A 14,732-nucleotide genomic window follows, 5' to 3' on the forward strand; every position below is an offset into this window, starting at 1 on the left:
ATTGAGAGCTGGGAAGGCAAGACCTCAACCGGCAAGCCGGAACGTCACCCCACCCAGCAAGAATTCGTTGCCGGCCACCGCGAGCCCCCTGGCCTTGGCGGCATGCAGCACCTGAGCCACGTCGGTCACCCGAAACTCCAGCGCGCTCATGATCTCGCTGACGCCTTTCACGAAACGGAAGGTCGCGTTGGGCAGCTTCAGCTCGGGGCCATCAACCGCAATTCCGATGATCTTGCCCCAATGCTCGGCCAGCCCCTGCGGATCCGGGCTTTGCATCTCCACCGCGACCAGCGCCTGCGTCACGTCCTTGCGGATGAACTTCTGCCAATCCGGCCCCGCGGGCGGATACGGGCCCAGAATGTCGTCGCTGCCTTCGGTGTGATTGAACTCGATGAAGGCGGCGCGGCAGTCGCGGGGATGGAGTTGCACGCCGTGATAGGGCGCGTGGTCGATGACGTTGGCGGTGCGCACGCCAAGCGCATTGGCGTTGCGGCCGCGCTCGTCGGGATCGTTGCAGCAGAAGATCGCCATATAGCCGCCGCGACCGCCGGTCTTCTCAATGAACCGGCCGGCCGTGGTGCCGTCCTTGAAGGGCGCGACAACCTCCAGCAGGATCGTGTCGACCGGGAGCAGCGCGTTCTCCAGGCCGTACTTCGCGACATTGCCGTCGCGGTAGCAGACGGCAACGCCCATGATCTCCGCGATGTCGGAGATCACGGGCGCGAGCTGCGGCGCGACGAGGCAGATCTGCCGCAGACGCATATAGGGCGCCACGGTCATGCGCCCCTGAAGGTCGGCTTGCGCTTCTCCACGAAGGCTTTTGCGGCCTCCTTGTGGTCCTCGGTGTCGCCGCAGCGGGTGTGATGGATCGCCTCGCCGTCGAAGCAATCCTCCAGCGCCAGATGCTCGGCATTGTTGATGTTGCGCTTGATGAAGCCGAGCGCGATCGAGGGCCCCTGCGCCAGCGACAGCGCGAGCTCGTGGGCTGCGGCGTCGATCTCGGCGTCGGGCACGACCTTGGTCACCATGCCGATCGCGTGAGCTTCCCTCGCGGTCAGCACCGGCGACATCAGATAGAGCTCGCGCGCCCGCGCGCTGCCGAGCAGCTGGGTGAGGAAATAGGTGCCGCCGTAATCGCCGGAGAAGCCGACCTTGGCGAAGGCGGTCGTGATCTTGCAGGATTCGGATGCGATGCGCAAGTCGCAGGACAGCGCCATCGACAGGCCCGCGCCGGCCGCGGCACCATCGAGCTGCGCGACCACAGGCTTGGGCATCTGATGCAGGATGCGCGAGACCTCCATGCCGCGGCGAAGGTTCGCCATCTTCACCTCGAACGGCAGCGGCGCGCGGCCGGCCGCCATCGACTTGACGTCGCCGCCGACGCAGAACGAGCCGCCGGCGCCCTTGAACAGCACAGCGCGCACCTCGGGATCGTCAGCCGCGCGCCGCGCCGCCTCGACCAGCCCGGCCACCATCTCCGGGTTGAGCGCGTTCTTCCGCTCCGGGCGGTTCATCGTGATGGTGAGCAGCCCGCCTTCGAGCTTCTGCAGGACCATGTCGTTCATGGGACGCCTTCCTCGTTGTTTTGCTCAGTCATTCCGGGGCGCGCCGTGGCGCGAACTATGGTGCGCAATTGCGCACCTGAGAATCCATTTCTCGACCGTCACTGCCGCCCGATGGATCCCGGGTTCTCGCTTCGCGAGCCCCGGGATGACGACCTATGTCGGGACGCGCTCGTCGTCACAACGATTCACGCCGTCACTTCTTCACCAGCGGACAGCGCGACTGCTCCAGCGACTGGAACGCCTCGTTGCCGGGCACGGTGGCGAGCAGCTTGTAATCGTCCCAGCGGCCCTTCGACTCCGACGGCTTCTTCACCTCGAACAGATACATGTCGTGGATCATGCGGCCGTCCTCGCGGATCTTGCCGTTCTTGGCGAAGAAGTCGTTGATCGGCGTTTCCTTCATCACCTTCATGACAGCGGCCGCGTCGGTCGTGCCGGCCGCCTTCACCGCCTTCAGGTAATGCGTGACGGAGGAGTAGACGCCGGCCTGCGCCGAGGTCGGCGGCCGCTTCACCCGCTCCATGAAGCGCTTCGAGAACGCGCGCGTCTCGTCGTTCATGTCCCAGTAGAACGCTTCCGCCAGCAGCAGCCCCTGCGCGGTCTCGAGGCCGATCGAGTCGATGTCGGTGACGAAGACGAGCAGCGGCGAGACCTTCTGGCCGCCTTTCATGATCCCGAACTCCGCCGCCTGCTTGATGGCGTTGACGGTGTCACCGCCGGCATTGGCGAGGCCGATCACCTTGGCCTTGGAAGCCTGGGCCTGCAGCAGGAACGACGAAAAGTCCGAGGTGTTGAGCGGATGGCGCACGCTGCCGAGCACCTTGCCGCCGGTCTTGGTGACGACGGCACTGGTGTCCTTTTCCAGATCCTGGCCGAAGGCGTAATCGGCCGTGAGGAAGTACCAGCTGTCGAGGCCCGACTTCACCGCGGCAAGGCCGGTCACGTTGGCCTGGCCGTAGGTGTCGAACACGTAGTGGATGGTGTAGGGGCCGCAGGCCTCGTTGCTGAGACGGATCGAGCCCGGGCCGTTGAACATGATGATCTTGTTGCGCGCTTTGGCGATCTCGCCGGCCGCAAGCGCCGTCGCGGACGCCGCGACGTCGTAGATCATCTCGACGCCCTGGTTGTCGAGCATGTCGCGGGCGATGTTGCCGGAGAGATCGGCCTTGTTCTGATGGTCGGCCGCGAGCACCTGGATCTTGCGCCCCAGCACTTCGCCGCCGAAATCCTCCACGGCCATCTTGGCCGCGGTCTCGCTGCCGGGGCCGGTGATGTCGGCATAGAGGCTCGACATATCCAGGATGCCGCCGATCTTGAGAGGCGGCTTGTCCTGGGCCTGCGCGGCGTTCGCGCCGAGAGCCAGCGCGGCGGCAAAAATGCCCGACATAATATGCTTCATGGAAAAGACCTCCCTTTATCGCCTGTCTCTGATGGCGGCTTGGTTATTGGTGTTGCCGCAATCATGCCGCATGCGCAACAGCGCAGCAAGCGCGAGGCGCCATGCAGATGAATGATGAATTGCACGCTTTCCGCAAAGCGGAATGATGAGAAGACGCAAGGTGTCTCCGCATCGTCATTGCGAGGAGCTCTTGCGACGAAGCAATCCAGAGTCTTCCCGCGGAAATAGTCTGGATGGCTTCCGCCTTCGCCGAAGGCTTCGGCGGGCAAGTCGCTGCGCTCGCAATGACGGAACGTGAGGAAACATCTTCGCGACCCACTACGCATGGGCTATGATCGGTCCGCAACGCAACCTCTCCGGGCCACTTGGCGCAACGACGTTTCCTCATCGTCGCATTCCTTCTCGTCGCGGCTGACGCCGCGTTCGCCGCGCCGTGTCAGTTCGAGTCCCAGGGCGAAGGCCGCGTCGCCGCCATCGTCGATGCGCGCAGCGTCCGTCTCGACGACGGCCGCGAAATCCGCCTGATCGGGATCGAGCCCACGGCGACCACGAAACACGCGCTTGCCTCGCTGCTCGCCGGCCGCGACGTCGCGCTCCGCGGCAGCGACGACACGCCGGATCGTTATGGCCGCCAGGGCGCGCTGGTCTTCCTCGGCGAAAACGACACCTCGGTGCAGGCCATCCTGCTCGCCGAGGGCGACGCCATGGTCTCCGCCGAAATCACGGACAAGGACTGCGCGGCGGCCCTGATGGCGTCGGAAGCAGCGGCGCGGCGCCAAAAAAAGGGCAGCTGGGCTGACCCGTCGGCCATAAAAAACGCGGAAAGTCCGGACGATATTTTGGCGGGGATCGGGCGCTTTGTGGTGGTCGAGGGTAAAGTCCTGTCCGTCAAGCAAGCTGGGGCAATGACCTACCTCAACTTCGGACGAAACTGGACACGGGGCTTTGCCGCGGCTATTTCAAAACGCGCGCTGCCGGCGTTTGAAAACGCCGGAATTACCCTTAAGTCCTTGGAGAATAAACGTATTCGAGTTCGGGGCTGGGTTGAGGGGACTACGGGGCCGCGTATCGATATACGCCTCGTAGGACAGGTCGAGTTGCTGGGCGCAAACGAGCCGACAGGGGTAAGGCCTTAGAGCAGGCCGGGCACGGGTTAAACGACGTGAATGGGGTGCTAGAACGGCACGTACGGCATGAATGCCGCCGCCTGCGGGCTGCGCCGGCTGCGCTGTGCCTTGCCCTCAGCACGGCGCTGGCGGGCTGCGGCGACATGGGCCGGTTCCAGGCTGCCGCGACCCCTCCGGCCGTCGCGATGCCGAAACCGAAGCCGGCCGTCGCGCAGACCCCCGCGACCGAGAAGGAGCACGAACGCATCCTGGCGAGCTATGGCGGGGCCTATGACGACCCCAGGCTCGAATCGCTCGTCAGCAAGACCGTCGACCGGCTGGTCGCGGCCTCGGACCGTCCCGACCAGGGCTACAAGGTCACCATCCTCAATTCCGGCGCGGTGAACGCCTTCGCGCTGCCGAACGGCCAGCTCTATGTCACGCGCGGCCTGCTGGCGCTCGCGAGCGACACCTCGGAACTGTCCTCCGTGCTGAGCCACGAGATGGCGCATGTGCTGTCCAAGCACGCCGCGATGCGCGAGGACCAGGCGCGCCAGGCCGCGATCGTCACCCGCGTCGTCACCGACATGAGCAACGATCCTGACCTCACCGCGCTCGCGCTCGCCAAGACCAAGCTCACCATGGCGAGCTTCTCGCGCAAGCAGGAGTTCGAGGCCGACGGCATCGGCGTCGGCATTTCCGCCAAGGCGCATTTCGACCCCTATGGTGCGGCACGCTTCCTTTCGGCGATGGAGCGCAATGCCGAGCTGAAGGCCGGCAAGTCCTCGCTCGATCCGCGCGCGCAGGATTTCACCTCGTCGCATCCGGCAACCCCGGAGCGTGTGCAGAACGCCCAGAACATCGCGCGGCAATACACGGCCCCCGAAGGCGCCGAGCGCGACCGCGAGACCTATCTCGCCGCGATCGACAACCTCGTCTACGGCGAAGACCCCAGCGAAGGTTTCGTGCGCGGCCGCCGTTTCCTGCATCCGAAGCTTGGCTTCACCTTCCAGGCGCCGGATAATTTCACGCTCGACAACACCGCCCAAGCCGTGATCGGCGTGCGCGAGGGCGGCGCGCAGGCGATGCGTTTCGACGTGGTGCGCGTGCCGGCCGAGCAGTCGCTCGGCGACTACCTGAATTCCGGCTGGATGGAGGGCGTCGAGAAGGCGTCCACCGAAGACATCACCATCAACGGCTTCCCGGCCGCGTCCGCCACCGCCAAGGGCGACCAGTGGCAGTTCAAGGTCTATGCGCTGCGCTTCGGCAGCGACGTCTATCGCTTCATCTTCGCGACCAGGCAGAAATCGACCGAGAGCGAGCGCAACGCGCGCGAGACCGTCAATTCGTTCCGCCGCCTGACCCTCGACGAGATCCAGGCCGCCCGCCCCTTGCGCATCAAGGTCATCACCGTGCAGCCCGGCGACACCGTGGAGTCGCTGTCCCACCGCATGGCCGGCGTCGATCATCCCGCCGAGCGCTTCCGCGTGCTCAACGGCCTCGACCGCACCGCGCAGGTGAAGGTGCGCGATCGCGTGAAGATCGTGGCGGATTGACACGGCAGACTGTCGGCGTAGCCCGGATGGAGCGCAGCGCAATCCGGGGATTGTGCAGGCGGTAACTCTGCCCCGGATTACGCTTCGCTCCATCCGGGCTACAGACTACCGCGCTTTCTCCTTCAAATACGCGATGATGTCAGCGCGATCCTGCGCGTCCGGCACGTCGAAAAACATCTTGGTTTCCGGCACCATGGCCTGCGGTCCGGCCAGCCATTTGTCGAGATTGTCCTCGGTCCAGACAATCCCTGAGTTCTTCAGATCGGCCGAGTAGTCGTAGCCGGGCACGCTGCCCGCCTTGCGGCCGACCACGCCCTTGTGCATCGGACCGACCGCGTTCTCGTTGATTGAATGACAATCCGCACAGCCCTTGTAGAGCGTCTGGCCGCGCGCGGCATTGCCGGTGGCGTGGGCAAGCCCGGTTGAGCAGACGACCGCGACGATAGCTAAGGCCAGGCTTGCAAAACTTCGCGGGCGGGCGGGGGTGGACCGGACGTTCATGGAATCTCCTGCTTGCATCACCGCAAACAGGATCGTCCGATCTGAATTTTATTCCGGTCCGCGGGGCGCGATTTAAGCGCCCGCGTCCATGTCGCCCGCCTCGCGCTGGCCGCTGAGCCAGAGCGCCAGCAACGTCCAGAACGCGCCCGACAGCAGATACGCGCCCGACGCGATGACGCCGAGATTGGTGGCGAGCAGCAGCGCGACCAGCGGCGCGAAGCCGGCGCCGAACAGCCAGGCCATGTCCGAGGTCAGCGCCGAGGCGGTGTAGCGATAGGCCTGCTTGAAGTTCGACGCGATCGCACCGGAGGACTGGCCGAACGACAGGCCGAGCAGGATGAAGCCAATCACCATGTAGATGGTTTCGCCGAACGCGCCGGCGTCGAGCAGCTGCGGGGCAAAGCCGCTATAGATCGCAATCGCGATCGCCGATCCCATCAGCAACGACTTGCGCCCCACCCGGTCGGCAATGATGCCGGAGACCACGATCGCACCGACGCCGAACACGGCGGCGACGATCTCGATGATCAGGAAGCGCACCGGGCTCTCGCGGGTGAACAGGAACACCCAGGACAGCGGAAACACCGTGACCATGTGAAACAGCGCAAAGCTCGCCAGCGGCGCGAACGCGCCCAGCATGATGTTCTGGCCTTCGCGCGCGACGGTCTCGGAGATGCGCGCGGGCTGCAATTCGCGGGTCTCGAACAGCGAGGCATATTCCTCCGTCGTCACCATGCGCAGGCGCGCGAACAGCGCCACGACGTTGATGGCGAACGCGACGAAGAACGGATAGCGCCAGCCCCAGTCGAAGAAATCGTCGGCCGAAAGATTGCCGGCGAAATAGGCGAACAGCGCGCTTGCCACGATCAGCCCGAGCGGAGCCCCGAGTTGCGGCACCATCGCGTACCAGCCGCGCTTGGAGGGCGGCGCATTCAGCGCCAGCAGCGAGGCCATGCCGTCCCAGGCGCCGCCCCAGGCCAGACCCTGCGCGATACGCGCCAGCGCCAATAGCCAAATCGCGGCAACGCCGATCTCGTGATAGCCGGGCAGGAACGCCAGCGCCACGGTGGCGGTGCCGAGCAGGAACAGCGCCGAGATCAGCTTGGCCGTCTTGCCGTAGGCACGGTCGACCGTCATGAAAATGACGGTGCCGATCGGGCGAGCCATGAAGGCCAGCGCGAAGACCATGAAGGAATAGAGCGTGCCGGTCAGCTCGCTCGCGAACGGGAACACCAGGCGCGGGAACACGATCACCGAGGCGATCGCGAAGACGAAGAAATCGAAGAATTCCGAAGTGCGGCCGATGATGACGCCGATGGCGATCTCGCCGGGACTGGCCTGGTCGTGGCCGTGCTCGCCCGAGTGGAGATCTGCCATTGCAGGGGTCTGTGCCGTCGCCATGCGTGCGCCCTTAACGTCCTGAAAACAAAGCCGACCGCCCGGCGGGGCGCCAGGCAGACTGGGCCTGTCTGACCCAACATTCCGCACTGCAACATTGGACAAATTGTCCAATGTCCGGATTGCTGCGCCGCAGCTACCCCTTGGGCCCGCAAAGGAAACTCATTCTCAAAGGCTCGGCCCGTGTCTCGTCTCAAGATCCTGGCGCTACTACCTCTGGCTGCTGCGCTCACCGGCTGCGACTACGTTGTGCTGGCGCCAGCCGGCGATATCGCAGCCCAACAGCGCGACCTCGTCATCATCTCTACCGTCCTGATGCTCCTGATCGTCGTCCCCGTGATGGCGCTGACGGTGCTGTTCGCCTGGCGCTATCGCCAGTCCAACACCGAGGCCCGTTACGAGCCGGACTGGGATCATTCGACCGCCCTCGAGCTCGTGATCTGGTCCGCTCCGCTCCTGATCATCGTCTGCCTTGGCGCGCTGACCTGGATGGGCACGCACCTGCTCGACCCCTATCGCACGCTCGGCCGCATCCATGCCGACCGCGCCGTGGACCAGTCCAAGGCCCCGCTCGAGGTCGACGTCGTCGCGCTCGACTGGAAGTGGCTCTTCATTTACCCGGACTACGGCATCGCCACCGTCAACGAGCTCGCAGCGCCCGTCGATCGTCCGATCAACTTCCGCATCACCGCGTCCTCGGTGATGAACTCGTTCTACATCCCCGCGCTCGCCGGCCAGATCTACGCGATGCCGGGCATGGAGACGAAGCTCCATGCGGTGGTGAACCACGCCGGCACCTATAAGGGCTTCTCGGCGAACTACAGCGGCGCCGGCTTCTCCGGCATGCACTTCAGTTTTTGGGGTCTCGACGACAAGGGCTTTGACGACTGGGTCGCCAAGGCCAAATCTGCCGGCGGCTCGCTTGGCCGCGCCGAATATCTCCAGCTCGAGAAGCCGAGCCAGAACGAGCCGGTGCGGCGCTACGGCGCCGTCGATGCCGATCTCTATCGCCTGATCCTCAACATGTGCGTCGAGACCGGCAAGATGTGCCAAAGCGAGATGATGGCAATCGACGCCAAGGGCGGCGCCGGTCATCAGGGCCTGAACAACACCCTGCCGCTCGCCTACGACAAATATGCCCGCCGCGGCGCCCCGCTCGGGCCCGAGCCGGCCTTCGTCGCCGGCACCTGCACGCCCGATGCGCCGCAGGGCAGGACCACGGCGTCCATCACGGCTCCCCTCGACATCGCGCCGCTCACCGGCGCCGGCCTAAAGCGGCCGACCTTCACGCCGCTGAAGTCCTCGTCGTTCTTCCTCGGACAACGTCCCAAGTCCGACTCTTGAAGTCAGACTCCTAAAGAGAGTTCGCATGTCTCCTAATCTTCTCAAGCTCATCTTCGGCCGGCTCGGCTTCGAATCGCTGCCGCTGCACGAGCCGATCGTGGTCGGCACTTTCGTGGTGGTCGCGCTCGGCGGCGCCGCGCTGCTCGGCGGCCTCACCTATTTCCGCCTCTGGGGCTATCTCTGGCGCGAATGGTTCACCACCGTGGACCACAAGCGCATCGGCATCATGTACATGATCCTCGGCATCGTGATGCTGCTGCGCGGCTTTGCCGACGCGCTGATGATGCGCGGCCAGCAGATGCTGGCCTTCGGCGGCTCCGAAGGCTATCTCAACGCCCATCACTACGACCAGGTCTTCACCGCCCACGGCGTGATCATGATCTTCTTCGTGGCGATGCCGCTGGTCACCGGCCTGATGAACTATGTCGTGCCGCTGCAGATCGGCGCGCGCGACGTGTCGTTTCCGTTCCTGAACAATTTCAGCTTCTGGATGACGGTCGGCGGCGCGGTGCTGGTTATGGCCTCGCTGTTCATCGGCGAATTCGCCCGCACCGGTTGGCTGGCTTATCCGCCGCTGTCGAACATCGGCTACAGTCCCGATGTCGGCGTCGATTATTATATCTGGGCGCTGCAGGTCGCCGGCGTCGGCACGACACTGTCAGGCATCAACCTGATCTGCACCATCGTCAAGCTGCGCTGCCCCGGCATGACCATGATGAAGATGCCGGTGTTCACCTGGACCTCGCTCTGCACCAACGTCCTGATCGTCGCCTCCTTCCCCGTTCTGACCGTCGTGCTCGCGCTGCTGTCGCTCGACCGCTACGTCGGCACCAACTTCTTCACGAACGATTTCGGCGGCAGCCCGATGATGTACGTGAACCTGATCTGGATCTGGGGCCATCCTGAAGTCTACATCCTGGTTCTCCCGGCGTTCGGCATCTTCTCGGAGGTGACCTCGACCTTCTCCGGCAAGCGGTTGTTCGGCTACACCTCGATGGTCTACGCCACCGTCGTCATCACCATCCTGTCGTACCTGGTCTGGCTGCACCACTTCTTCACGATGGGCTCGGGCGCCAGTGTCAACTCGTTCTTCGGCATCACCACGATGATCATCTCGATCCCGACGGGCGCGAAGATGTTCAACTGGCTGTTCACGATGTATCGCGGCCGCATCCGCTACGAGCTGCCGATGATGTGGACGATCGCCTTCATGCTGACCTTCGTGATCGGCGGCATGACCGGCGTGCTGCTGGCGGTGCCGCCGGCCGACTTCGTCCTGCACAACAGCCTGTTCCTGATCGCGCATTTCCACAACGTGATCATCGGCGGCGTGGTGTTCGGCGCGTTCGCCGGCATCTCCTACTGGTTCCCGAAGGCGTTCGGCTTCAAGCTCGATCCGTTCTGGGGCAAGCTGTCGTTCTGGTTCTGGGTCACCGGCTTCTACCTCGCCTTCATGCCGCTCTATGTGCTCGGCCTGATGGGCGTGACCCGCCGTCTACGCGTGTTCGACGATCCCAGCTTGCAGATCTGGTTCGTCATCGCCGCGATCGGCGCCGGCCTCGTCCTGCTCGGCATCATGTGCATGCTGATGCAGTTCGCGGTGAGCTTCCTCAGGCGCGAGCAGCTCAAGGACGTCACCGGTGATCCCTGGGATGCCCGTACGCTGGAATGGGCGACCTCCTCGCCGCCGCCGGACTACAACTTCGCCTTCACCCCCGTCGTTCACGACAATGACGCGTGGTGGGACATGAAGCGCCGCGGCTACCAGCGCCCGCTCACCGGCTTCAGGCCGATCCACATGCCCAGCAGCACCGGCACCGGCATCATCCTCGCCGGCCTCGCCACCGCGATGGGTTTCGGCCTGATCTGGTACATCTGGTGGCTGGCGGCGTTGAGCTTCATTGCGATGCTCGCCGTCGGCATCGGCCACACCTTCAACTATCACCGCGACTTCGACATTCCGGCTGAGGACGTCATCCGGACCGAGGACGCGCGCACCAAACTGCTCGCCGGAGCCAAGTAAATGACCGTCGCTGTCAATCCTTCACAAACCGGCGAGCCGGTCTTCTACGTCGCCGAGGAGCATCCGCATCCGGAAGGCTGGAGCACCTCGCTCGGCTTCTGGATCTACCTGATGAGCGACTGCCTCATCTTCGCGATCCTGTTCGCCACCTTCGGCGTGCTCGGCGGCAATTACGCCGCCGGCCCGGCGCCGAAGGACCTGTTCGACCTCAACCTGGTCGCGGTGAACACTTCGATGCTGCTGCTGTCGTCGATCACCTACGGCTTCGCCATGCTGACGATGCAGCAGAACAAGGTGGCGCAGACGCAAATCTGGCTGGCGATCACCGGACTGTTCGGCCTCGCCTTCATCGGCATCGAGCTCACCGAGTTCGCCCACATGATCCATGAAGGTGCCACGCCCCAGCGCAGCGCCTTCTTGTCGGCGTTCTTCACCCTGGTCGGCACCCACGGCCTGCACGTGTCCTGCGGCCTGATCTGGCTGGTGACCTTGATGGTCCAGGTCGGCAAGTTCGGCCTGATCGAGGCCAACCGCCGCCGCCTGATGTGCCTGTCGATGTTCTGGCACTTCCTCGACGTGGTCTGGATCGGCGTCTTCACCTTCGTCTATCTCCTGGGAGTTCTGCGATGAGCACCGATACCCACGCCGCCCATGCCGACGATCATCACCACGAGGGCGGCCACGCCCACAGCACATTCTCGGGCTACATGCTCGGCTTCGTGCTCTCGGTGGTGCTCACCGCCATTCCGTTCTGGCTGGTGATGAGCGGCGTCCTGCCGAGCAAGCAGATCACCGCCCTCGTCATCATGGCTTTCGCGGTCGTGCAGATCGTCGTGCACATGATCTACTTCCTGCACATGAACACGACGTCCGAGAACGGCTGGAGCATGATGGCCCTGATCTTCACCATCGTCATGGTGGTGATTGCGCTGTCGGGTTCGCTGTGGGTGATGAGCCACCTCAACAGCAACATGATGCCGATGCACCAGATGAGCGGGATGAAGTGAACGAAATCGGGACCGTGACAGACAGGGACGGTGCGCCGCGCGGCAAGGCTGCGCGCGCCCCGTCCCTGTGGCTCACGGTCCTCGCGCTGATCGTCTTCGTCGTTCTGATCGCACTCGGCATCTGGCAGATCGAGCGCCGGGCTTGGAAGCTGGCGCTGATCGACCGTGTCGAGCAGCGCGTCCATGCGACAGCCCAGCCGATCCCCTCGCGCGCCTCATGGCCCGCGGTCAGCGCCACCGACGACGAATACAGGCATGTCAGCGTCACCGGCCGCTTCCTGCATGACCGCGAGACACTGGTCCAGGCCGTCACCGAGGAAGGCCCGGGCTATTGGGTGCTGACGCCGCTCCAGCGCAGCGATGGCACGCAGGTCCTGATCAACCGCGGCTTCGTGCCGTCGGAGCGACGTGACGCATCGACGCGCCGGGACGGCAATCCGGACGGCCAGGTCGAGATCACCGGCCTGCTCCGCATCACCGAGCCAAAAGGCGGGTTCCTCCGTAACAACGTGCCGCAGCACAACCGCTGGTACTCGCGGGATGTCGCCGCGATCGCGGCGGCCCGCGGCCTCGGCGATGTCGCACCTTTCTTCATCGATGCCGACGCCGGATCACAACCCGCTGGCGGTCCCATCGGCGGATTGACCGTGGTGCGCTTTCCCAATAACCACCTGATCTACGCGCTGACGTGGTTTGCCCTGGCCTTCATGCTGGCGGCTAAGCTTTTCGTCACGTTCGGCGGCGGGCTGTTCCGCCGCAAGACAGCCTTGGATGGCTTCGTCCACGAACCGGCCGGCGGCTCAGATGTCGCCGCGCGCAGGACGGGATCAGATGCTGGAACGATCGTCGAACAGGCCTGACGACGGGAAGACGCTTCCCCACGCGCTTGCTGATGGCGGGCTGGCCGTCACGCTGCAATCGCAGGCGGACGCACGCAGCGAGCTGATCGGTGCCGCGCCGACCGACGACGAGACCAACCGCAAGAACATGGCGCTGCTGATCCAGCTGCGCTGGACCGCGGTGGTCGGCCAGATCGTGACCATCGGCGCCGTGCATTTCGGCCTCGGCATCCCCCTGCCGCTGGAGCGGATGGGCGCGGTGATCGGCGCCCTCGTGCTGCTCAACGTCTCCAGCTTGATCTGGGTGCGCCATCGCGCCGCGATCACCAACAACGAGCTCCTGGTCGCCTTGATGCTCGATGTCGCCGCGCTGACCGCGCAGCTTTACCTCTCCGGCGGCGCCACCAACCCCTTCACCTCGCTGTTCCTGCTCCAGGTGACGCTCGGCGCGGTGCTGCTCGATGCCCGCTCGACTTGGTCGCTGGTCGCGCTGACCTGCGCGAGTTTCGTGTGGCTGACACTGGCGTACCGGCCGCTGGACCTGCCGCCGAACCCGTTGAGCGAGACTTATTCTCTCACCGTGCTCGGCATGCTGCTGGGCTTTGTGCTCAACGCCGTGCTGCTCGTCGTGTTCGTCACCCGCATCAACCGAAACCTGCGCGAGCGGGACGCGCATCTGGCGGCGCTGCGCCAGCATGCCGCCGAGCAGGACCACATCGTGCGCATGGGCCTGCTCGCCTCCGGCGCGGCCCATGAGCTCGGCACGCCGCTGGCTTCGCTCTCCGTCATCCTCAGCGACTGGCGCCGCATGCCGGATCTTGCCACCGACCAGGAGCTCGCCGAGGACCTCGCGGAGATGGAAACCTCGCTGCAGCGCTGCAAGTCGATCGTGACGGGCATCCTGGTCTCGGCCGGCGAAGCGCGCGGCGAAGGCTCCTCGCCGACGACGGTGACGGCCTTCGTGACCGCCCTGGTCGACGAGTGGCGCGACGCGCGCTCGGCGCGGACGCTCTATTTCGTCAACACCTTCGGCGCGGATGTTGCGATCGTCTCCGACATCGCGTTGAAGCAGGTGATCTTCAACGTGCTCGACAATGCCTATGAGGTGTCGCGCGACTGGGTCGAGCTCGTGGCCGAGCGCGAGGGCGACAATCTCGTGCTGGCGATCAGCGACCGCGGCCCGGGCTTCGCACCGGAGATGCTGGCCCAGCTCGGCAAGCCCTACCACTCGAGCAAGGGCCGCGCCGGCGGCGGGCTCGGCCTGTTCCTGGTGGTGAACGTGGTGCGCAAGCTGGGCGGCAGCGTCACGGCCGAGAACCACAGGAAGCGCGGCGCCACGGTGCGCCTGACGCTGCCGCTGGCAACGCTGGCGATCGGAGGGGAATTTTGACGCCTGACCGTTCGCTCATCGTCGTCGAGGACGATGCCGGCTTCGCCCGCACGCTGAAGCGCTCGTTCGAGCGCCGCGGCTATGACGTCGTGCTGGCGGCCTCCATCGAAGACGTGCGCCAGGTGCTGGAGGAGCGCTCCTTCGGCCACGCCGTGGTCGACCTCAAGCTCGGTGGCGCCTCCGGCCTTGCCTGCGTCGAGCTGCTGCACACGCACGACCCCGACATGCTGATCGTGGTGCTGACCGGCTTCGCCAGCATCTCCACAGCCGTGGAGGCGATCAAGCTGGGCGCCTGCCACTACCTCGCAAAGCCCTCGAACACTGACGACATCGAAGCCGCCTTCACCAAGGCCGCTGGCAATACCGAGGTCGCGCTCGACGCGCGGCCGACCTCGATCAAGACGCTGGAATGGGAGCGCATCCACCAGACCCTGATCGAGACCGACTTCAACATCTCGGAAGCGGCCCGGCGATTGGGCATGCATAGGCGTACGCTGGCGCGGAAGCTCGAGAAGCGGCCGGTGAAGTAGGCCGTCCGCAATTCTCACCGCCCCTCCGCCCCCAAACAAAAAGCCCGGCCGAACGGCCGGGCTTTGATCTGTTG

The 14,732-nt window shown here is 65.0% G+C and carries 14 protein-coding genes; 9 read left to right on the top strand and 5 right to left on the bottom strand.

Annotated features, from left to right (window positions below; genetic code table 11):
- Window positions 1-24: 24 nt before the first annotated feature.
- The 3 genes from RPS27_RS18915 to RPS27_RS18925 all read right to left on the bottom strand — a co-directional run bounded on the left by RPS27_RS18915 (window position 25) and on the right by RPS27_RS18925 (window position 2,964).
- A complete protein-coding gene (locus RPS27_RS18915; protein ID WP_212065986.1) occupies window positions 25-774 on the bottom strand; it encodes a hypothetical protein in 750 nt (249 codons plus the stop codon).
- Window positions 775-776: 2 nt separating this feature from the next.
- On the bottom strand, window positions 777-1,565 hold the full coding sequence (locus RPS27_RS18920) for an enoyl-CoA hydratase (protein ID WP_211420041.1): 789 nt from the start codon (window positions 1,563-1,565) through the stop codon (window positions 777-779).
- 193 nt (window positions 1,566-1,758) lie between these two features.
- Window positions 1,759-2,964 (bottom strand): ABC transporter substrate-binding protein, encoded by a 1,206-nt coding sequence (locus tag RPS27_RS18925; RefSeq protein WP_212065783.1) that lies wholly within the window; start codon window positions 2,962-2,964, stop codon window positions 1,759-1,761.
- A 365-nt stretch (window positions 2,965-3,329) separates the two neighbouring features.
- On the opposite strand from RPS27_RS18925, the gene RPS27_RS18930 reads away from it, so the two are divergent.
- Both RPS27_RS18930 and RPS27_RS18935 read left to right on the top strand, forming a co-directional pair.
- On the top strand, window positions 3,330-4,100 hold the full coding sequence (locus RPS27_RS18930) for a thermonuclease family protein (RefSeq protein ID WP_212065782.1): 771 nt from the start codon (window positions 3,330-3,332) through the stop codon (window positions 4,098-4,100).
- A 134-nt stretch (window positions 4,101-4,234) separates the two neighbouring features.
- The gene (locus tag RPS27_RS18935) at window positions 4,235-5,626 is read left to right on the top strand and encodes a M48 family metalloprotease (RefSeq protein ID WP_246776535.1); all 1,392 of its coding nucleotides are present in this window, start codon (window positions 4,235-4,237) and stop codon (window positions 5,624-5,626) included.
- Between the two features lie 105 nt (window positions 5,627-5,731).
- Here the strand turns inward: RPS27_RS18935 and RPS27_RS18940 are convergent, their stop codons facing one another.
- On the bottom strand, window positions 5,732-6,127 hold the full coding sequence (locus RPS27_RS18940) for a c-type cytochrome (protein WP_212065781.1): 396 nt from the start codon (window positions 6,125-6,127) through the stop codon (window positions 5,732-5,734).
- 72 nt (window positions 6,128-6,199) lie between these two features.
- Window positions 6,200-7,528 (bottom strand): MFS transporter, encoded by a 1,329-nt coding sequence (locus tag RPS27_RS18945; protein ID WP_212065780.1) that lies wholly within the window; start codon window positions 7,526-7,528, stop codon window positions 6,200-6,202.
- A gap of 180 nt (window positions 7,529-7,708) precedes the next feature.
- Here RPS27_RS18945 and cyoA point away from each other — a divergent pair, with 180 nt between their 5' ends.
- The 7 genes from cyoA to RPS27_RS18980 are packed head-to-tail and all read left to right on the top strand — an operon-like array spanning window position 7,709 to window position 14,658.
- Window positions 7,709-8,869, top strand: coding sequence for a ubiquinol oxidase subunit II (gene cyoA, locus RPS27_RS18950; protein WP_212065779.1), 1,161 nt, complete (start codon window positions 7,709-7,711; stop codon window positions 8,867-8,869).
- A 25-nt stretch (window positions 8,870-8,894) separates the two neighbouring features.
- On the top strand, window positions 8,895-10,892 hold the full coding sequence (cyoB, locus tag RPS27_RS18955; RefSeq protein ID WP_212065778.1) for a cytochrome o ubiquinol oxidase subunit I: 1,998 nt from the start codon (window positions 8,895-8,897) through the stop codon (window positions 10,890-10,892).
- Window positions 10,893-11,522, top strand: a complete 630-nt coding sequence (gene cyoC / locus RPS27_RS18960) for a cytochrome o ubiquinol oxidase subunit III (RefSeq protein ID WP_211420037.1) — start codon at window positions 10,893-10,895, stop codon at window positions 11,520-11,522. It begins immediately after the preceding gene.
- The gene (gene cyoD / locus RPS27_RS18965) at window positions 11,519-11,899 is read left to right on the top strand and encodes a cytochrome o ubiquinol oxidase subunit IV (protein ID WP_194405648.1); all 381 of its coding nucleotides are present in this window, start codon (window positions 11,519-11,521) and stop codon (window positions 11,897-11,899) included. Before cyoC ends, cyoD begins: the two co-directional genes overlap by 4 nt.
- Complete coding sequence (locus tag RPS27_RS18970) at window positions 11,896-12,759, top strand: SURF1 family protein (RefSeq protein WP_212065985.1); 864 nt, start codon at window positions 11,896-11,898, stop codon at window positions 12,757-12,759. Before cyoD ends, RPS27_RS18970 begins: the two co-directional genes overlap by 4 nt.
- Window positions 12,731-14,128, top strand: coding sequence for an ATP-binding protein (locus RPS27_RS18975; protein WP_194405646.1), 1,398 nt, complete (start codon window positions 12,731-12,733; stop codon window positions 14,126-14,128). Before RPS27_RS18970 ends, RPS27_RS18975 begins: the two co-directional genes overlap by 29 nt.
- Window positions 14,125-14,658, top strand: a complete 534-nt coding sequence (locus RPS27_RS18980) for a response regulator transcription factor (protein WP_212065776.1) — start codon at window positions 14,125-14,127, stop codon at window positions 14,656-14,658. Before RPS27_RS18975 ends, RPS27_RS18980 begins: the two co-directional genes overlap by 4 nt.
- The last annotated feature ends 74 nt before the right edge of the window (window positions 14,659-14,732 follow it).

Source organism: Bradyrhizobium sp. WYCCWR 12699, from assembly GCF_032144035.1.
GTDB lineage: Bacteria > Pseudomonadota > Alphaproteobacteria > Rhizobiales > Xanthobacteraceae > Bradyrhizobium.